General features: G+C 44.2%; 15 protein-coding genes. 11 read left to right on the forward strand and 4 right to left on the reverse strand.

The genetic code is table 11. From position 1 onward, the window contains the following. Positions 1-26 precede the first annotated feature (26 nt). On the reverse strand, positions 27-1,667 hold the full coding sequence (locus E5329_RS17325; protein ID WP_135990699.1) for an ABC-F family ATP-binding cassette domain-containing protein: 1,641 nt from the start codon (positions 1,665-1,667) through the stop codon (positions 27-29). A 224-nt stretch (positions 1,668-1,891) separates the two neighbouring features. Between E5329_RS17325 and E5329_RS17330 the strand changes: the two genes are divergently transcribed. The 3 genes from E5329_RS17330 to E5329_RS17340 all read left to right on the forward strand — a co-directional run bounded on the left by E5329_RS17330 (position 1,892) and on the right by E5329_RS17340 (position 8,082). Beyond that, the gene (locus E5329_RS17330; RefSeq protein ID WP_135990700.1) at positions 1,892-3,694 is read left to right on the forward strand and encodes a GGDEF domain-containing phosphodiesterase; all 1,803 of its coding nucleotides are present in this window, start codon (positions 1,892-1,894) and stop codon (positions 3,692-3,694) included. A gap of 149 nt (positions 3,695-3,843) precedes the next feature. Then, complete coding sequence (gene nifJ, locus E5329_RS17335; protein WP_135990701.1) at positions 3,844-7,380, forward strand: pyruvate:ferredoxin (flavodoxin) oxidoreductase; 3,537 nt, start codon at positions 3,844-3,846, stop codon at positions 7,378-7,380. A 123-nt stretch (positions 7,381-7,503) separates the two neighbouring features. After that, the gene (locus tag E5329_RS17340) at positions 7,504-8,082 is read left to right on the forward strand and encodes a formate/nitrite transporter family protein (RefSeq protein WP_135990702.1); all 579 of its coding nucleotides are present in this window, start codon (positions 7,504-7,506) and stop codon (positions 8,080-8,082) included. Positions 8,083-8,088: 6 nt separating this feature from the next. Here the strand turns inward: E5329_RS17340 and E5329_RS17345 are convergent, their stop codons facing one another. After that, positions 8,089-10,266 (reverse strand): DUF2298 domain-containing protein, encoded by a 2,178-nt coding sequence (locus E5329_RS17345; protein WP_275443405.1) that lies wholly within the window; start codon positions 10,264-10,266, stop codon positions 8,089-8,091. Between the two features lie 14 nt (positions 10,267-10,280). Then, complete coding sequence (locus E5329_RS17350; protein WP_135990704.1) at positions 10,281-11,033, reverse strand: glycosyltransferase family 2 protein; 753 nt, start codon at positions 11,031-11,033, stop codon at positions 10,281-10,283. 298 nt (positions 11,034-11,331) lie between these two features. On the opposite strand from E5329_RS17350, the gene E5329_RS17355 reads away from it, so the two are divergent. From E5329_RS17355 to E5329_RS17390, 8 genes are all read left to right on the forward strand, one after another. Then, positions 11,332-12,234, forward strand: coding sequence for a S1 RNA-binding domain-containing protein (locus tag E5329_RS17355; RefSeq protein ID WP_135990705.1), 903 nt, complete (start codon positions 11,332-11,334; stop codon positions 12,232-12,234). A gap of 22 nt (positions 12,235-12,256) precedes the next feature. Continuing rightward, on the forward strand, positions 12,257-13,042 hold the full coding sequence (locus tag E5329_RS17360) for a lytic transglycosylase domain-containing protein (protein ID WP_275443406.1): 786 nt from the start codon (positions 12,257-12,259) through the stop codon (positions 13,040-13,042). After that, the gene (locus E5329_RS17365) at positions 13,042-13,476 is read left to right on the forward strand and encodes a dUTP diphosphatase (protein ID WP_135990707.1); all 435 of its coding nucleotides are present in this window, start codon (positions 13,042-13,044) and stop codon (positions 13,474-13,476) included. The genes E5329_RS17360 and E5329_RS17365 overlap by 1 nt, the downstream gene beginning before the upstream one ends. Positions 13,477-13,684: 208 nt before the next feature. Continuing rightward, complete coding sequence (locus E5329_RS17370; protein WP_135990708.1) at positions 13,685-14,797, forward strand: ABC transporter ATP-binding protein; 1,113 nt, start codon at positions 13,685-13,687, stop codon at positions 14,795-14,797. 87 nt (positions 14,798-14,884) lie between these two features. After that, positions 14,885-15,994, forward strand: a complete 1,110-nt coding sequence (locus E5329_RS17375; protein ID WP_135990709.1) for a PucR family transcriptional regulator — start codon at positions 14,885-14,887, stop codon at positions 15,992-15,994. 14 nt (positions 15,995-16,008) lie between these two features. Then, complete coding sequence (locus E5329_RS17380) at positions 16,009-16,446, forward strand: RrF2 family transcriptional regulator (RefSeq protein ID WP_135990710.1); 438 nt, start codon at positions 16,009-16,011, stop codon at positions 16,444-16,446. Between the two features lie 128 nt (positions 16,447-16,574). Beyond that, a complete protein-coding gene (locus E5329_RS17385) occupies positions 16,575-17,477 on the forward strand; it encodes a hypothetical protein (RefSeq protein WP_135990711.1) in 903 nt (300 codons plus the stop codon). Between the two features lie 2 nt (positions 17,478-17,479). Then, a complete protein-coding gene (locus E5329_RS17390; protein ID WP_135990712.1) occupies positions 17,480-18,610 on the forward strand; it encodes a ComEC/Rec2 family competence protein in 1,131 nt (376 codons plus the stop codon). Between the two features lie 254 nt (positions 18,611-18,864). Here E5329_RS17390 and E5329_RS30775 read toward each other — a convergent pair whose 3' ends face one another. Continuing rightward, positions 18,865-19,233, reverse strand: coding sequence for a hypothetical protein (locus E5329_RS30775; RefSeq protein WP_275443407.1), 369 nt, complete (start codon positions 19,231-19,233; stop codon positions 18,865-18,867). Positions 19,234-19,361 lie beyond the last annotated feature (128 nt).

A 19,361-nucleotide genomic window follows, 5' to 3' on the forward strand; every position in this document is an offset into this window, starting at 1 on the left:
TGGTGAAAAAGAGAGGAACAGGGTTCTCAGTCATCCTCCTCCTGGGCATTGCTGGTGGAGTAGACCTGTCTTTTCCTTGCCATTTCATCACTTTCCAGATATTCATCATAAGTGGTAATTTTATCAATCATAGTTCCGTTAGGCAAGAATTCAATAATCCGGTTGGCAGTAGTCTGCACCACCTGGTGATCCCGGGAAGCAAACAGAATTACGCCGGAAAACTTCATCAGCCCATTGTTTAAAGCAGTGATGGATTCCATATCCAGGTGGTCGGTAGGTTCGTCCAGAATCAGGACATTTGCCCCGGTAATCATCATACGGGATAAAAGCACGCGCACTTTCTCCCCGCCGGAGAGCACCTTCATTTTCTTAACGCCGTCATCCCCGGCAAACAGCATTCTTCCCAGAAAGCCTCTGACATAAGTAGCGTCTTTGATTTCAGAAAATTGTGTGAGCCATTCCACAATCTGTAAATCATTGTCAAAGATTTCCGTATTGTCTTTGGGAAAATAAGACTGACTGGTGGTAATGCCCCATTTGTAATTGCCCTCGTCCGGTTCCAGTTCTCCGGCAAGGATTTTAAACAAGGTAGTTTTTGCAATCTCGTTGCTTCCCACAAAAGCAATTTTATCATCATGTCCTACAATGAAGGATACATTGTCCAGAACTTTTACCCCGTCGACGGTTTTGCTTAAATTTTCAACTGTAAGCACTTCATTTCCAATTTCCCGGTTGGGCCGGAAATCAATGTAGGGATATTTTCGGCTGGAAGGCTTGATTTCATCTAACTGTATTTTCTCCAGAGCCTTCTTGCGGGAGGTTGCCTGTTTGGATTTGGAAGCATTTGCGGAGAAACGGGAAATGAATTCCTGAAGCTCTTTGATTTTCTCTTCTTTCTTTTTATTGGCTTCTTTCATCTGTTTGATCAAAAGCTGGCTGGATTCATACCAGAAATCGTAATTTCCGGCATAGAGCTGGATTTTGGCATAGTCGATATCGGCGGTATGGGTGCAGACCTTATTTAAAAAGTAACGGTCGTGGGATACCACAATTACCGTGTTGTCAAAGTTAATCAGGAATTCTTCCAGCCATGCAATGGCGTCCAGATCCAGGTGGTTGGTAGGTTCGTCTAAGAGAAGTATGTCTGGATTGCCGAATAACGCCTGGGCCAGAAGTATTTTCACCTTCTGTTCTCCCGTCAGGTCTTTCATTAAAGAGTAATGAAATTCCGTCTCAATGCCAAGGCCGTTTAAAAGCTGCGCCGCATCTGATTCCGCATTCCAGCCATCCATTTCTGCAAATTCTGCTTCCAGCTCGCTGGCACGGATTCCGTCTGCGTCGGTAAAATCTTCTTTCATATAAATAGCGTCTTTTTCTTTCATTATGTCATACAGGCGCTGATTTCCCATAATGACAGTGTCTAATGCGGAAAATTCATCATATTTAAAATGATCCTGCTGTAAAAAGGAAAGACGCTGTCCCGGAGTGATAAACACGTCGCCCTTGGTTGGCTCCAGCTGTCCGTTTAAAATTTTAAGAAAAGTAGATTTGCCGGCTCCGTTGGCTCCGATGAGCCCGTAGCAGTTTCCTTCCGTAAACTTGATGTTAACATCTTCAAATAAAGCTTTTTTTCCGATTCTTAAGGTTACATTGTTTGCACTAATCATATTAAAATCCTCATATTTTCTGAATTTTCTTCCTGTTTTTTGCAGGCCGTTGCCCTTGCCTATTTATTATACATAAAACTGCCGTATTTTCAAGGAAAAGTTATCTTGGTTCGAAACAAAAATCCATTGAAATTAAGTTAATAGTTTGGTATAGTAGAAAATAATGGAGTAGTTGCAGGCGAAAAATAGGAACGATACAGGAACTTGAAGTGGGGTATGTTTTTATGATCGGAATGGGAACGCGGAAGAAAGATATTTTAAAGAGAAAAAAGACAGAAGAAGAACTGTGCCAGCAGACAGAGCGGTACAGATTAATGAAAGAAATTAATCAGGAACTGGCGAAGCTGCTTCAACAGGGCGGGGATGTGAATGATTCCCTGAATTATACTCTGGAGCGGATTGGAATGCAGTATCAGTTAAGGCTTGCAGCGGTATTAGAATATGAAGAGGAGAATAAGGAGCAAGTCTGGACCAACTGCTGGAACCTGGAACAAGGAATTCTGGAGGAAAGCCGGTTGAACTGCGAAGCTTTCTCACAAACTGCTTTGTCCAAAAGAGGGACAAGCGGGAAATTCTATTGTCAGAATCGGGAGGGGCTTTTCAGAGGTTCCGAGGAATGCAGCGTCTTGTTTTGCGGCAGGCAGGAAGCCAGGGAATGGACGGATTTTGAGAAAGAGACCTTGCAGGAGCTGGCCCGTATGGTTTCTTTTCTGGTGGCGCTGCGGATACACAAGAGAGAGGATCAGAAGCAGATCATGCATTTGAAGCGGCGAGATCTGCTGACGGGGCTCTATATTGAAGAGGCGTTTAAGGGTAAGGTGAAGGAGGAACTAAAGAACTGGAGAGAAGACAGGGAATATGCCATTATCTATACGGATATCAATGATTTTTCCTATATCAACGATAATTTTGGACATGCAGCGGGTAATGAGATATTAAAAGCTTTTGGAGATTTAATACGTAGAAATGACAACAGGATATCCTGCCGGCTGTATTCTGATTTATTTATCACATTTTACTGGGATACTGATCGGGATACTATTCTGCATAAAATCGTAAATACCAGTCTTGCCTTCAGCAGGAAGCAGAAAGAGATTTATCCTTCCTGCAGTATCAGGCTTACCACCGGAATTTATTTTATGGAAAAAAAGGATGAGAATCTGGATATTGCCATAGAGAATGCCAATCTTACCAGAAAGAGCATCAAGGGCAGTAACAGTGCCTTCTGCCGGGTGTATGAAAGCAAGATGAGAAGCCGGCGGGAAGAGGAAAAACAAGTGTTGGCTGAGTTTCAGAGAAGTCTGGAGAAAGGGGGATTTCAGGTATATGTGCAGCCTAAGTTTTACCTGTCCAGATTCGAACTTTCCGGCGGGGAGGCGCTGGTGCGCTGGAAGAAGAGAGACGGAAGAATAGAGAACCCAGGATTGTTTATTCCCATTTTGGAGCGTTTCGGCTATGTGGTGGAACTGGATTTTTATGTGTATGAACAGGTGCTGGTCTATATGCAGAGCTGGCTGGAAGCAGGAAAAGAGCCTCCAGTGATTTCCGTGAATTTTTCCAGAAGCCATTTTGAACGGGAAGGGATTTATCAGAGGATTATGTCTTTGAACAAAGCCTACCGGATTGAACCGAAATATATCGAAATAGAGATAACGGAGAGTCTGTTTGCCACAGGGTACGAGCTGGTGAAGTTGGAGGTAAAGCAGCTTCGCCGGGCCGGATTCCGTGTAGCTATTGATGATTTCGGCACCGGATATTCTTCCCTTGGAATGCTCCTTGACATTCCGGTCGACATTGTGAAGATCGACAAAAGCTTTTTAAACCGTGAAAACCGTGAAAATGAGAAGGAGTTTATCCAGCATATGGGCAGGCTGATTGAAAGTGTGAAGGAAGAAGTGATTTTCGAAGGGATTGAGACAGAAGAACAGAGGGAATTTCTGGTGGACTGCGGCTTTCGGTTTGGGCAGGGATTTTTGTTTGATCGCCCTTTGCCCATTAAGGTGTTCCAAGAAAAATACATGAAATAAGCTGAAAACTATTGATTTTTTTGACCATAATTATTATAGTATAAAGGAAGAATTTGTTACTGTTTCCCCTTAGGGCACAGGGTTTGTTTTCCCGGATTGGGAAGATACCAGGCAGTAATAGATTAAATTCAGGCAGGAGGAAAAATGTAATGAAAAGATCTATGAAAACCATGGATGGCAATCATGCAGCAGCACATGCTTCTTATGCATATACCGATGTTGCAGCCATCTACCCCATCACACCATCTTCTGTTATGGCAGAAGCAACCGATGAATGGGCAACACAGGGAAGAAAGAATATTTTCGGTCAGACTGTTCAGGTAACAGAGATGCAGTCTGAGGCAGGTGCAGCAGGTACAGTGCACGGTTCCCTGGCAGCAGGCGCTTTGACAACTACCTATACTGCATCCCAGGGTCTGTTACTGATGATCCCCAATCTGTACAAGATTGCTGGTGAAGGCCTTCCGGGCGTATTTAATGTATCAGCGCGCTGCGTTGCAACCCATGCATTAAACATTTTCGGCGACCATTCCGACGTATATGCCTGTCGTCAGACTGGTGCGGCAATGCTCTGCGAATCTTCCGTACAGGAAGTTATGGACTTAACGCCGGTGGCTCACTGCGCTGGATTGGAAGGACATCTTCCTTTCATCAATTTCTTTGATGGATTCCGTACCTCCCACGAGATTCAGAAAATTGAAACATGGGATTATGAAGACCTGAAAGACATGGTAGATCTGGATGCTATCGCAGCATTCCGTAAGAATGCCCTGAATCCCAATCATCCCCGTCAGGACGGTTCTGCACAGAACCCAGATATTTTCTTCCAGACCAGAGAGTCCTGCAACTCCACTTATGACGCTCTTCCGGCAATTGTTCAGAAATATATGGACAAGGTTAATGAGAAGATCGGCACAGACTATAAGCTGTTTAATTATTACGGAGCTGCTGATGCTGACAGAATTATCATCGCTATGGGTTCTGTATGCGATACCATTGACGAGACCATTGACTACTTAATGGCTAAGGGCGAGAAGGTAGGCGTTGTGAAGGTACGTCTGTACCGTCCGTTCAGCAAGGATGCATTAATTGCAGCAATTCCTGACACCGTTAAGACAATCGCTGTATTAGACAGAACCAAAGAGCCCGGATCTCTTGGAGAGCCTTTATACCTGGATGTAGTAGCAGCATTGAAGGGAAGTAAATTTGACGCTGTTAAGATTACCAGCGGCCGTTATGGATTAGGCTCCAAGGACACCACTCCGGGACAGATTATCGCTGTATTTAACAACACAGAGAAAGAAAGATTCACTATCGGTATTTATGATGATGTAACCAACCTTTCCCTGGAAGTAAAAGAAGATCCGGTAACCACTCCGGAGGGAACCATTAACTGTAAGTTCTGGGGACTTGGCGCTGATGGTACCGTTGGAGCAAATAAGAACTCCATCAAGATTATTGGTGATAACACAGATATGTATGCTCAGGCATATTTTGACTATGATTCCAAGAAATCCGGCGGCGTTACCATGTCTCACCTGCGTTTCGGTAAGAAGGCAATTAAGTCCACTTACTTAATTAAACAGGCGAATTTCGTAGCATGCCACAATCCTTCCTATGTTCGCAAATACAACATGGTTCAGGAATTAGTGCCAGGAGGAACCTTCCTTTTGAACTGCTCCTGGAGTCCGGAAGAACTGGAAACACATCTTCCCGGACAGGTAAAGAGATATATCGCTGAAAATGATATTCAGTTCTATACGATTGACGGTATTAAGATTGGTAAGGAAATCGGACTTGGCGGACGTATCAATACTGTGCTTCAGTCTGCATTCTTCAAGCTGGCAGCAATTATTCCGGAAGAGAGAGCCATCGAGCTGATGAAAGCTGCCGCTAAGGCAACCTACGGCAAGAAAGGCGACAAGATTGTACAGATGAACTATGATGCAATCGACGCCGGAGCAACCGGAGTTGTTAAGATTGAAGTGCCTGCAAGCTGGAAAGACGCTCAGGATGAAAGCTTTGCGAAGGTTGCAACAGGAGATAGAAAAGACGTAGTAGATTTCGTAAACGATATCCAGATTCCTGTAAACGGACAGGAAGGTAACAAGATTCCTGTATCCGTTGTGAAGAAATATGAAAATGGACAGACTCCTTCCGGTTCCGCTGCATATGAGAAACGCGGCATCGCAGTGGACGTTCCGGTATGGAATCCGGAAAACTGTATCCAGTGTAATATTTGTTCCTATGTTTGCCCCCATGCAGTTATCCGTCCGGTGGCATTGACAGAAGCAGAAGCTTCTAAGGCTCCGGAAGGAATGCAGACACTTCCTATGACTGGAATGCCGGAGTACAAGTTCAGCATGACCATTTCTGCACTTGATTGTACCGGATGCGGCTCCTGTGCAAACGTGTGCCCGGGCAAGAAGGGTGAAAAAGCTCTTACGATGCAGAACTGTGAAGCTAACGTTGGAGAACAGGCATTCTTTGATTATGGTTTGACCACAGAGAAGAAAGTAGACGTAGTAGAGAAATTCAAAGAGACAACCGTGAAAGGTTCTCAGTTCAAACAGCCGTTGCTTGAGTTCTCGGGAGCCTGCGGCGGATGCGGCGAGACGCCTTACGCAAAATTAATTACACAGTTGTTTGGTGATAGAATGTACATTGCAAATGCAACCGGATGTTCTTCTATTTGGGGTAACTCTTCACCATCCACGCCTTATACTGTTAATGAAAAAGGACATGGCCCTGCATGGTCTAACTCCTTATTCGAAGATGCTGCAGAGTTCGGCTACGGTATGCTGTTGGCTCAGAAGGCAATCAGAGAGAAATTAAGAACCAAAGTTGAAGCATTAGTAGCAGAAGGCAAGAATGCAGACGTTGCAGCAGCAGGAAAAGAGTGGCTTGACACTTATGGAATCGGCGCTGTGAACGGAACGGCTACCGATAAATTAGTAGCAGCTTTAGAAGCCTGCGGATGCGACGCTTCCAAAGAAATCCTTGCAGAGAAAGACTTCCTTGCTAAGAAGTCCCAGTGGATCTTCGGCGGTGACGGATGGGCATACGATATCGGATTTGGCGGCGTTGACCATGTTCTGGCAAGCGGACAGGATATCAACGTAATGGTATTCGATACTGAAGTTTACTCCAACACAGGCGGACAGTCCTCCAAAGCTACGCCAACCGGCGCAATTGCGCAGTTTGCAGCAGGCGGTAAAGAAGTGAAGAAGAAAGACCTTGCTTCTATCGCAATGAGCTATGGCTATGTATACGTTGCGCAGATCGCAATGGGCGCTGACTATAATCAGTGTATCAAAGCTCTGGCAGAAGCAGAAGCATATCCGGGACCATCCCTGATTATCGCTTACGCTCCCTGTATCAACCATGGTATCAAGGTTGGTATGAGCAAAGCTCAGACCGAAGAGAAGAACGCTGTGGAAGCTGGTTACTGGCATAACTTCCGCTTCAATCCTGCATTGAAGGAAGAAGGAAAGGCGGCATTCTCCTTAGACAGCAAGGCTCCTACTGGAGATTACAAGGCATTCTTGAACGGCGAAGTTCGTTATAATGCACTTGCAAGATTCAATCCGGAAAGAGCAGAAGAATTGTTTGCTGTATCTGAGAAACATGCAAAAGAGCGTTATGAGTATCTGAATAAGTTAATCACTTTATATGGTGAAAACTAAGATAGAGTTAAAATCCCTCCGGCCTAGCCGGAGGGATTTATCTTATAGGGAAATTTATAGGTGGCAATCATTAATCGCCATCTATATAGTAGTTTTTTATCAGAGAGGCGGTGCTTTACATTTATGGATACGAAGAAAATGTTTATAAAATCAATTTATGCTGGTTTTATGATTGGGATAGGCGGTATTGTATATTTGTCAGTCGAAGATAGATTTATAAGTTCATTGTTATTTTCTTTTGGGTTATTGACAATCGTAACACAAGGGTTTTATTTATACACTGGTAAAATAGGTTTTGTGAAAGATTTGAAAGAACTTTTAAATATGCCGCTTATCATAATCGGAAACTTTATCGGAACTTATATTGCGGCATTTTTAATTAAAGTTACACATCTTAATATTGATAGTTCAGAGTTGGTCAATAAAAAGTTAAGTAACGATATTCTACATATTTTTATTTTATCAATATTCTGTGGCGTTATGATGTATTTGGCAATCGATAATTATAATAAATCTAAAAATATAATATTTATCATAGCGCCTGTAATGATATTTATATTGTCTGGTTTTGAACACTCCATTGCAAATATGTTTTATTTTAATTTTGCTGGGACATATAGTTTAAAAGCATTTGGTTATCTTATCGTTATGCTGATTGGTAATGGGATTGGGGCTAAACTTTTCAGTTTGAAGCCAGAATGAACTTATTTATGGGGTCTTATGCCAGGGAAGCCGGATAATTACCGTTTTATTATCATATACAGCTTCTCCCAGGCTGCGCAGCAGCGGTTCATTCAGAGAAGGATATTTTTCACGTTCCATCTGGCCGATAAAGAGGTAGGAAACCTGATATTTTTCCAGAAGGCTGCGCACCTGAACTTCGTTTTCAGATGTATAAATAAATTCGATTTCCCTGCTTTTCTCATTTAAATCATCCGTATCGTTTCGCCAGAGATGTTGGTGGGTGTACCAGCCTAATATAGTGGGAAGACCGGTCATGGCAGATACCCGGCAATAACTGCTGTAACTATTGCCGTTTGCCTCCAGAACTACTGGAGATCCTTCTATATTCGCTTGCAGCCATCGAATTGCGGGGGCGTCTTCGGGGTAACTGGTTTCTAGAAAGGCAGTGGCGTCCAGTCCCAGATATCCGGCTCTGTTCCAGATATTTCCATTCCATTGCTTTACGGCAGTAGAGGTGTAGCCGGAAGTCAGCAGCAGACAGACGATGCCAAGTCCGCCTGCGGTTTTTATCCATCTGCGGGAAGCGTCGGATAGAAAACGTATCAAAATAAATCCGATACAAAGGCCGAACAAAATAAATGCCTGGTAAGTCAGCTTGAACATGGTGTTGGATCGCGCGGCAGTCTTTTCATAAATGTCCCGCAGATAGATAAGTTCCGGCATCAGTATCAGCCCTGAGGCGCACAGACATAAAACGGCGGTAAAAATGTCTGTGGGATTAGTGTCTGACAGCCATTGGAGAGGGCTGCATTTTCCCCGTTCCAAAATCAGTGCAGTCAGATAAATGATGACAATGAGAATTGGAAACCCCCAAAGAACGCAGAGCTGATACAGTGCGGAATGGTTTTGCGCCAGCCGGATTCCCTGCGCCATGCTGCTGTCAAAGTGCAGCGTAAAAGGAAGGGCGGTCAGGAAGCTTAAAATCAGCACTTCCCCCCATTGTCCTGCGCTGGCAAGGATGCCCTGTTTCCAGTTTTCAAACCATTTCAGATTGCCAAACAGGCAGATACCGCAGAGTATCACATAATAAATGGCAAAGTCCCAGGCATTGCTCCATTGGAAAATTCCAAGAAACAGACCGCACATCAATAAAGGCATTTGGAGCAATATTTTCTTTTTTTCATAGTTTCCTTTTTTTATCCATGCATACAGAAGTCCTATTACTGTCAGAACAAAATAGATGTTTACAACATGGGCATGCAGATCCCCCTGAATAAAAGAATAGGAGGGAAACTCGTGGATGGTCTGATCCAGGGTTTCGGGGTTATGTCCGATGTATCTGGTGGAATTAGGGAACCAATAATCGGAGTCTGTAAACAGGGGCAGGATTTTGCCGTAAATCACATAATGCATATTTCCAGCCAGAGAAACGGCCATTCCAGCCAGCAGCCCGGCACAGCAGGGCAGAAATCCCCGGTATTTTGAGGAAGAAATCCTGCCTGTGCTTTGATAGTAATCAAAAGAAATCTGGCGGACCAGAGAAAAGGGCAGGGCAAACGCCATAGCTGCAACCAATGTACGCATCAGATGATAGGTAAGAGCTATTTGGGTTCCAGTCAGCTTGGTGAGAAATACGGCATAGTATTGGCCTCCGTAATAATAATTGATGGGAGACTGGCTGTACCAGAGATCAGTGGCAGGAAGCCTGGCGCTGCGCATCATGGCGGCCATGAATCCAAAATCCATAAATTTCTCTTCCCCAAAAGCCTGAGGCCGAAATCCTGCGATATAAGTCCAAAGCAAAAATGCAAGAAAAAGAATGACCTCTTCCTGAAAAATCAGGTTTATGTCCGCAGCCGGAAAGCGGGAAAAGCTGTTCCGATGCAGGGCCATTGCAGTCAGATTCAGGGCGATGCATGCAAGGGTAATCAAAAGGCAGGCTGCCGAAGTGAATTGCAGTATGTGCAGGGAAACCAGCAGCCAGGTGATATATCCGGAAACAGCAATGGCAATGACTTTGGAAAAGATCCAGCCTTTGTCCTGAAAACCAGGAAATAAGATACTGGTGAGGGGCATGAAAGAACATCCAAGAATAAAAAGCATCAGCCACCAGATCAGAAAAGGGCCGCTGTCCTTCTGCAGTAACAAGAATGTCAGGCAAAACAAGATAGCAAAAGTCAGTATTCGGATAGATTTTTTCATTATAACAGCTCCCTTCATAACAGCTTCCTTCCATGGAGCGATTTCTGTTTTGAATGTTCAGGTTGTATTTTTTTACGGAGACGCCAGAACTGGCAAAAGGCTCTGGAGCCAATTTGAATAATTTTTTTCATATTAATAGAGTTTCGTCCATTCTGACGTTCCAGAAAAGTAATGGGATAGTAATGGACCCCCAGATGCTGCTTGGTATAAATTACAGTAATTAATACATTGGACAGAAAAAAATTTCTAGGCACCAGGCAAAGAACTTTTTGCAGTTCTTCACAGCGCATCAGGCGATAGGGAGTATTGGCGTCTCTTACGGGAATTCTGAATGAGATAAGCAGCGCCATTTGCAGAACCCTTGTGACGAATATTCTGAAAAGTCCGTCTTGCCGCCTGATACGGCAGCCGATTAGAAGCCCGCATTTTCTGCGGTTTTTCCAAAATACAGAAAATTCTGACGGTAAGGTCTGGCCGTCAGAATCAGTCTGGAATACATAGTCAGCGCCTTTTAAGATGGCATATTTGTATCCGTAAAGGACAGTTGCGCCATGCCCCTGATTTTCTTTGGTAAGGACGATTAGCTGCGGGTAGGCTTTCTTTAAATTCTGCGCAGCTTGTAAGGTGTGATCCCGGCTTCCGTCGTCTATTACGACCAGACGGCTGTCCGGACTGATTCTTTCTGCAATTGGATGCCATTGGGCGATTGCATTATGTATATTTTCCTCCTCATTGTATGCAGGCATAATGATGAAAAGTGTATCCATGAATACCTCCTGAAACCGGACATAAACATTATCTTTTGTAAACCTGCCCAGCCTGAAAATTTAATCTGTGGTTTAGACCATGTCTGCGGACATTGCCGCCTGTGTTTGATTCGATCCGTGAAGCAGTCTGACATCACGTATGCGGGACACGTAATATGTGCTGCTGAATGCTCCTATTATACCATTTATTTACTGGGAAATAAAGAGAATATTTTTCTGGCATTTTTCTGTTTTTTCTGTTAGAATATATTTAATTATGTAATACAGGCATTTTTTATGGAGAGAAGGAGAGCTGATTATGGCAGAATCAATGGAAGATTACAAAGAAGAACTGGAAGCGTCTTTCCGCAGAATCAATGAAGGAGACATAATCTCTGGAACCGTGATTGGAGTAAGCGAGGAAGAGGTGACCCTTGATTTAAAATACTATGCCCAGGGAATTATCAGGGTAGAGGATTTGAGCAATGACCCGAACTTTCAGGTAATGGAGGAGGTGCATCCAGGGGATGTGATAGAAGCTACAGTAGTTAAGACCGATGATGGGGAAGGAAATATCCAGTTGTCTAAAAAAGAGGCAAATGATATCCTGGCATGGGAGAAGCTGCGTACCTGCATGGAAGATGAGACGGAGCTGTCGGTCAAGGTTGCAGGCATTGTGCCCAGCGGCGTTGTGGCATATGTGGAAGGAATCCGGGGATTTATTCCAGCGTCCCAGCTGGCTCTTTCGTATGTGGAAGCTACGGAAGAATGGCTTGGGAAAGAAGTGAAGGTAAGGGTAATCACAGTAGATGAATCGAAAAAGAAGCTGGTGCTTTCTGCTAAAGTGATTTTGAAGGAACGGCAGCAGGAGGAGCACAACCGTAAGATTGCCAGAATGGTTCCAGGAAGCGTGATGGAAGGCGTGGTGGAATCTTTAATGCCTTACGGGGCTTTTGTGGATCTGGGAGAGGGAATCAGCGGATTGGTTCATATTTCACAGATTTCCCAGAGGCGGATTGGCAAACCTTCCGAGGTGCTGAGCGTGGGGCAGCAGGTGAAGGTGAAGGTTTTGAATACGAATGATAATAAAGTAAGCCTCAGCATGAAGGCTTTGGAAGAAGAAATGGTGGATGTAGATAAGCCAGAAGAGGTAGAAGAATACGTTTCCCATGAAAGCGCTTCTACGAATCTGGGAGATTTGCTTTCCAAAATTAAATTATAAGAATAGAAGGGAGTCACAGCAAATGAAAGTAAATGGAATTCAGAGTACAGACGCCACAGGCATGCAGACGGTTACTTCTGTGACAGGGCAGGGAGGAGATTTTTCTTCTTATTTGCAGACGACAGCTTCACTGGAGGAAATTTTTGAACAGGCGGCCCAGACTTACAATGTGCCGAAGAATTTGATTAAGGCTATTGCCAAGGCGGAATCAGACTTTCGGCCGGATGCAACCTCTAAGGCCGGAGCCCAGGGCATTATGCAGCTGATGCCGGCTACTGCAAGGGAACTGGGAGTGACAGATTCTTATGATCCTTATCAGAATATAATGGGCGGCACCAAATATATCAGCCAGATGCTCCAGAAATATGACGGCGATATCAGCCTAGCGCTTGCTGCCTATAACGCTGGAAGTAATAATGTGGCAAAATACGGCGGAATTCCGCCTTTTAAAGAGACGCAGAATTATGTGGTGAAGGTTACGCAATATATGAATGACGGCGTTGCAGCTCCCAATGCTTCTTATGCGGTCAATGGCGCTGCCGGCAATACAGGAACGTTAAATGGCGGTAATCTTACGGCGGCTACTGTGGAAGAAGCGGAAGAGAGTTATTATGAAAGTATTTTAGAGCAGCTTTTTTCTTATGAAGATTATCTCAGATTTATTGACTTGTATACAAAGATTCAGGAAGCGCAGCAGGAAAAAGAAGAAGAGGAACAGCAGCAGGAAGAGCAGTCAGATTCTTACCGCGCTTATCAGGATCTTAAGTTCAGTCCTTCGGCAGTCAATTTGCTGGGAGGCGGAATTTAATGGAAACCATTAAGATTAAATATTTTGATTCAGAGTTGGATAAGCTTACCTACATAGACGGAAAGTCAGATTGGATTGATCTGCGGGCCAGCGAAACGACGGAATTGAAGAAAGGGGAATTCAGATTGATTCCTTTGGGAGTTGCCATGGAGCTGCCGGCGGGATATGAAGCCCATGTGGTTCCCAGAAGTTCCACTTTTAAGAATTACGGCATTTTGCAGACCAACAGCTGCGGCGTCATTGACGGAAGTTATTGTGGCGATCAGGATATGTGGCAGATGCCGGCGTATGCAATCCGGGATACAGTGATTCATAAGGGTGACAGAATCTGTCAGTTTCGAATTATGAAGAATCAGCCGGCTATAGTCTTTGAAGAAGTGGATTCGCTGAACAATCAGGACAGAGGCGGATTTGGAACTACGGGAGTAAAGTAGGGAATTCGTCAAATTGTATAAATTATTTAAATTATTTCGTTAATGTGACGAAGAGATACAACAGGACTGCTTTTTCCTGTCAGAACTGACAAGAAAGGGCAGTTCTTTTTGTATAGTTGGGGCATGGCATTTCCTGCAGAAGTCTGGTAGTATACTTGATATAAAGAATTCTGCTTAGACAGAACATAATACAGGAGGAAATTAGAAAATGGCAAGTTTATCATTAAAGAACATTTGTAAGAAATATCCCAATGGATTTGAAGCAGTAAAGGATTTTAACCTTGAGATTGAAGACAAAGAATTTATTATTTTCGTAGGACCGTCAGGATGCGGTAAATCCACAACGCTCCGTATGGTAGCTGGTTTGGAAGAGATTTCCTCCGGTGAGTTGTCTATCGACGGAAGAATAGTGAATGACGTAGAGCCCAAGGACAGAGATATTGCCATGGTATTCCAGAACTATGCTCTGTATCCTCATATGACTGTATTTGATAACATGGCGTTTGGTCTGAAGTTAAGAAAAGTTCCGAAGGAAGAAATCAAACAGAAGGTAGAGGAAGCGGCAAGAATCCTTGATCTGGAGAAATTATTAGATCGTAAGCCTAAGGCTTTATCTGGTGGACAGAGACAGCGTGTTGCTATGGGACGTGCAATTGTCCGTGAACCGAAGGTATTCCTGATGGACGAACCGTTATCCAACTTGGATGCAAAGCTTCGTGTGCAGATGCGTGCTGAGATTGCTTCCCTGCATCAGAGACTGGGCGCAACCATCATTTACGTAACCCATGACCAGACAGAAGCTATGACGCTGGGAACCAGAATCGTTGTATTGAAGGATGGAATTATCATGCAGGTAGATTCTCCTCAGAAATTATACAATGAGCCGAATAATTTATTTGTAGCCGGATTTATCGGATCTCCGCAGATGAACTTCCTGGATGCTGTCTGCAAGATTGAAGGCGATAAGGTATCTCTGAAGGTTGGAGAAAACAGCATTGTACTGCCGCCTGCAAAAGCAAAGAAATTGATTGACGGCCGTTATAATGGCAAAACTGTTGTAATTGGTATCCGTCCGGAAGATGTTGACGATTCCCAGGCAGCCCTTGAGGCGCATAAGGACAGTGTTTTCAACACCAAGGTTACCGGATATGAGTTGCTTGGTTCTGAAGTGCTGCTGTATTATACCATCAACGGAACCAGCATGACTGCAAAGGTATCTTCCAGCACATCAGCGCGCCTTGGCGATTCCATTAAGCTGGCAATGGATATCAATGCAATGCATGTATTTGATAAAGAAACTGAATTGACAATTACTCACTAATTCGGTAATATAATTTCATAACACAAAAGTCCGGAAGCGACGCAGCGATGTGTTGCTTCCGTTTTTCATATTACGGAGAGAATAAATATGCTATCAAATCATAAGTTACAGGTGACATTGGAAGAAATCAAAGAGATATCTAGGATTGATCTGGCGCTTTACAGTGATAAGGGAAACTTGCTGGCGTCCACTTACCAGATAGAGGAAGAAATGGGAGACGCCATTCGATTTTTTGCAGATTCCATGGCAGAGAGCCAGATGCTGTCCGGATGCCATTTTTTTAAGATTTTAATTGAAAATGAACTGGAGTATATTTTACTTGCCCGGGCCGGCGGGGAAGAAGCCTATATGATAGGACGTCTGGCAGCGTGTCAGATTCGCAATATGGTCAGTGCGTTTCGGGAGCAGTTTGACCGGAACAGCTTTATGCAGAATGTGGTTCTGGGAAACATGCTGGTGGTGGATATGTACAATAAGGCGAAGAAGCTGCATATTGAAACTGCCCAGCGGGTGGTGTTTGTGATAGAAGTTTCCGGGAAAAAAGATGGAATTGTCATGGAGACAGTGAAGAACCTGTTTGCTTCATCTACCGTAGATTTTATAACGGAAGTAGATGAGAAATCAGTGATTCTGGTTAAAGATGTCAGGGAGATTGGAACAGAGGAAGAACTGGCGAGTCTGGCAGAGGTGATTGTAGATAACCTTCAGACAGAAGCGATGGTAAAGGTACGGGTGGGCTATGGCAACCGTGTAGAAATGCTGCAGGATATTGCCCGTTCTTATCAGGAGGCTAAGATGGCTCTGGAGGTTGGAAGCATTTTTTATGTGGAAGCCCATACCATTTCCTATGCGAACCTGGGCATTGGGAGACTGATTTATCAGATTCCAATCAGCTTGTGTGAAATGTTTTTGCAGGAGGTGTTTGGAGAAAAGATACCGGATATGTTTGATGAAGAAACTACGGTAACGATTAATAAGTTCTTTGAAAATAATCTGAATATATCAGAAACCGCCAGGCAGCTGTATGTGCACAGGAATACACTGGTGTATCGGCTGGAGCGGATTGAAAAAGCGTTGGGTCTGGATATCCGTACCTTTGAGGACGCCATGCTGTTTAAGATTGCGCTGATGGTGATTTCCAATATGAATTACCAGAAGAGTGCCGGAGAGCAGGAAAATGAAGAGGATAAGGACTAGAGAGGGCGATAGGGATGAAAATTTCTACAAAGGGCAGGTATGCGCTGCGCCTGATGCTGGATTTGGCACTGGAAGAGAATCAGATTGTCAGGCTGAAAGATGTGGCCAGGCGCCAGGAGATTTCTATGAAATATCTGGAGCAGATTATTTCCGTTTTTCAGAAATGCGGGTATGTGAAAAGCCTGCGAGGGCCGGGTGGCGGTTATATGCTGGCAAAGAAGCCAAAGGAATATACGGTAGGAATGATTCTGCGTCAGATTGAGGGGAGTCTTGCGCCTGTGGCTTGTCTGGAGGATGAAGAGAATTCCTGCAGCCGCAGCAGAGAATGCGTGACCCTGCGGTTTTGGCAGATGCTTTACGAGGCCATTAACGGGGTGGTGGATCAGGTAACTCTTGAAGATTTGGTGGAATGGGAGAAAGAAATCAGGGGAACGGCAGATTATAGTATTTAATGTTCTGACGTTTACAACAGGAAAATGCCCTTTTGCAGCAAATGAAATGGGAAAATTAAGGAAATGTGAAAATATACCGATACATATAACAGCTACTATTTCAGAGGAATGCAGAAAGGGGAAGAGACATGAAAATAGGAAACGCAGCAGAGCAGGAAACAATTGTAAAAAACAGCTATGGAAAAGATCGTTTGGAGAACAACGCAGAGAAAGAAAAGCAGGAGAAAAGCCAGAAAAAAAGTATTGATGCTTCTGGATTAAATCTGTGTCAGGATGGTATTGCTGAGAAAAAGAAGAAGGCAATGCAGGATGCCATGGATTTTATAAAGCAACAGTTTGAATCGGATTCCCAGGTGGATGAAGTGATGGACGAATGCCGTGGACAGATTGAAGAGGGCAAGGAACAGGCGTTGGCAGCCTCCAAAGAGCTGAAGGCAGTCCGGGAGCAGAAGGAACAGCTGAAGGAGGAATACCCGGACGGCGGCGAGGATTATGAAGCTTATATGAAAGAGCTGAATGAGATGGAGAAGCATTGGAGTGGGGAAATTGAGAAAGGCCAGTCCATGGTTGCGGATTCCACGAAGGCAATTAAAGCAGTGAAGCAGGAAGCGTTAAAGCATCATGGGATGACAGACGCTGTTAAAGCTGCGGAAGAGACGATGAATGCTGCCAGCAAAGAAATAATAGGAATGCTGATGGACGAAGCAAAAGAAACCGTGGATCAGGATCTGGAAGAGACTGTGGAAAAGGCTGAGGAAGCTAAAGAGGAAAAGAACGAGCAGAAAGAAGAAATGAAGGAAGCTCAGTTAGAACAGGAGAAGCAGGCAAAAGAACTGGAGGAAGAACTGGAGAAGAAAAAAAGAGCCAGAGAAAACCGAGTCAGCCCTCCATCGGCTCAAGTTCAGGCTGATGTTATAAAAGATCTTCAGAACAGACAAATGGAGATTCTAAACAGTACGCAGCAGATCTTGGAAGAGCAGGCGTTGCTGCCAGAAGAAATTAAAGGAATTGTAGTGGATTTTAATATTTAATTATGAGAAACAAAAGGAAAAGCGTATGGCGCGGAATTCTGCTGGCGCTGTCAGTTTTATGGATCCAGACGGCAGGCTGCGGAAATCTGTTGACCAAAGAGGGGGATTCCGGCGGGGAAAGTCCGGAGCTTAACGGGGAAACGCTGGAGGTGCATTTTATAGATGTGGGGCAGGGGGACGCCACTTTGATTAAGCAGGGAGATCACGCCATGCTGATTGATGCTGGAGATAACGACAAAGGAACGGCAGTCCAGTCTTATTTGCAGCATCAGGGAGTGGATCATCTGGACTATGCTATCGGCACTCATCCGGATTCCGATCACGTAGGCGGACTGGATGTAATACTGTATAAATTTTCGTGGGATACAGTGATTTTACCTGATCTGGAGAAAGATACAAAAACATATCAGGACGTGTTGCGGGTAATTCAGGACAAAAGGGAAGAGATTACTTATCCCAAAGCCGGAACATCCTACGCTTTGGGAAATGCAGAATTTACAATTATCGCACCTGTAAAGGAAGATTATGGTGATAACTGGAATGATTATTCTGTTGGGATTCTGCTGCAGTTTGGAGAGAACCGTTTTGTGTTTACCGGAGATGCGGAAGAGGATGCAGAGCAGGACATGCTTGCAGAAGGCGTTGATTTATCTGCAGATGTTCTAAAGGCGGCTCACCACGGCAGCGATACAGCAAATACTATGGAATTTCTGGAAGAGGTGAATCCTGATGCAGTGGTGATAAGCTGCGGAGAAGGAAACAGCTATGGACACCCAAGAGCGGAAGCGATGAATCATTTCCGCAGTATCGGGACAGAGATATACCGGACAGATGAACAGGGAACGATTGTGGCGGTTTCGGATGGAGAGAAAATTATCTGGAATTGTTCTCCAAGTGAGAGCTGGAAAGCAGGGGAACCCACAGGGAGTCAGGATAAGGAGACGGAAGAAAGTATCAAAGGCCAGGAGAAGGAGACAGGAACCTACGTCATTAATACCAATACCGGAAAATTTCATAAGAATTCCTGCAGCAGTGTGGAACAAATGCAGGAAGAGAATAAAGAATACAGCAGCCTGAGTTCACAGGAGCTGAAAGAACAGGGATATGAGCCCTGCAGCAGATGCAGGCCATAGCAGAGATGATAAGAATGTAATGATTCTTGCTGCAAAGAACATCCCTGATAGAAGAAACAGAAAGTATGAATGCCGATTCTGCCCCTTCTATCAGGGATGTTCTCTTTTTTTCACAGAGCCGAAAAGTAAAAGGGATTGCTATTTTCTTAAAAAATACTCTGAAAGTCAGCTGTGCTTTGTGAGACGGCCGAATGACCATAAAGTAAGTAATGCCCCAAAGGGGATGCTAACAAATGCATAAAGAAATGAACGGGTTACGATATCTTATACTCTTTGAGCAGTGCCGTATTGCGTGCAATCTGTCTTGCATGCATATCCAGGGTTCCGTGTATGACGCGGAATTCTGCCCGGAATTCTTCATTGGATTCTTTCTGTGAAACGTAAAATTCTTCCGTCATAGCATAATTTCTGTTTACAGTATCCTCGAGTCTGTCCAAACGTTCTTCTACTCTGTCCAAACGCTCTTCTACTCTGTCCAAACGTTCTTCTACTCTGTCAAGACGCGCTTCCACTCTGTCAAGGCGTTCTTCAATCCCGTCGAGACGTTTGTCGATAGTTTGAAGGTGCGTTTGAATATCCTGCAGTTTAAAAAGAATCAGATCAAGCTTATCATTTTCGCTCATGTGCTCACCTCCTCATTTCTATAAGATATCCTGATTGTAACATGTTTGGCCTAAAAAGTCTACGGGAATCTCTTGACTTCCTTACGCTGCCATGATAAGATATAGTCCAAAACACAAGATATAGTATA

It is taken from the genome of Petralouisia muris, assembly GCF_004793545.1.
Lineage (GTDB): Bacteria > Bacillota > Clostridia > Lachnospirales > Lachnospiraceae > Petralouisia > Petralouisia muris.

Bases quoted from the DNA above. Each gene is read 5' to 3' on its own strand.
- E5329_RS17325 (WP_135990699.1), bottom strand. From the start codon at position 1,667: ATGATTAGTGCAAACAATGTAACCTTAAGAATCGGAAAAAAAGCTTTA.
- E5329_RS17330 (WP_135990700.1), top strand. From the start codon at position 1,892: ATGATCGGAATGGGAACGCGGAAGAAAGATATTTTAAAGAGAAAAAAG.
- nifJ (WP_135990701.1), top strand. From the start codon at position 3,844: ATGAAAAGATCTATGAAAACCATGGATGGCAATCATGCAGCAGCACAT.
- E5329_RS17340 (WP_135990702.1), top strand. From the start codon at position 7,504: ATGGATACGAAGAAAATGTTTATAAAATCAATTTATGCTGGTTTTATG.
- E5329_RS17345 (WP_275443405.1), bottom strand. From the start codon at position 10,266: ATGAAAAAATCTATCCGAATACTGACTTTTGCTATCTTGTTTTGCCTG.
- E5329_RS17350 (WP_135990704.1), bottom strand. From the start codon at position 11,033: ATGGATACACTTTTCATCATTATGCCTGCATACAATGAGGAGGAAAAT.
- E5329_RS17355 (WP_135990705.1), top strand. From the start codon at position 11,332: ATGGCAGAATCAATGGAAGATTACAAAGAAGAACTGGAAGCGTCTTTC.
- E5329_RS17360 (WP_275443406.1), top strand. From the start codon at position 12,257: ATGAAAGTAAATGGAATTCAGAGTACAGACGCCACAGGCATGCAGACG.
- E5329_RS17365 (WP_135990707.1), top strand. From the start codon at position 13,042: ATGGAAACCATTAAGATTAAATATTTTGATTCAGAGTTGGATAAGCTT.
- E5329_RS17370 (WP_135990708.1), top strand. From the start codon at position 13,685: ATGGCAAGTTTATCATTAAAGAACATTTGTAAGAAATATCCCAATGGA.
- E5329_RS17375 (WP_135990709.1), top strand. From the start codon at position 14,885: ATGCTATCAAATCATAAGTTACAGGTGACATTGGAAGAAATCAAAGAG.
- E5329_RS17380 (WP_135990710.1), top strand. From the start codon at position 16,009: ATGAAAATTTCTACAAAGGGCAGGTATGCGCTGCGCCTGATGCTGGAT.
- E5329_RS17385 (WP_135990711.1), top strand. From the start codon at position 16,575: ATGAAAATAGGAAACGCAGCAGAGCAGGAAACAATTGTAAAAAACAGC.
- E5329_RS17390 (WP_135990712.1), top strand. From the start codon at position 17,480: ATGAGAAACAAAAGGAAAAGCGTATGGCGCGGAATTCTGCTGGCGCTG.
- E5329_RS30775 (WP_275443407.1), bottom strand. From the start codon at position 19,233: ATGAGCGAAAATGATAAGCTTGATCTGATTCTTTTTAAACTGCAGGAT.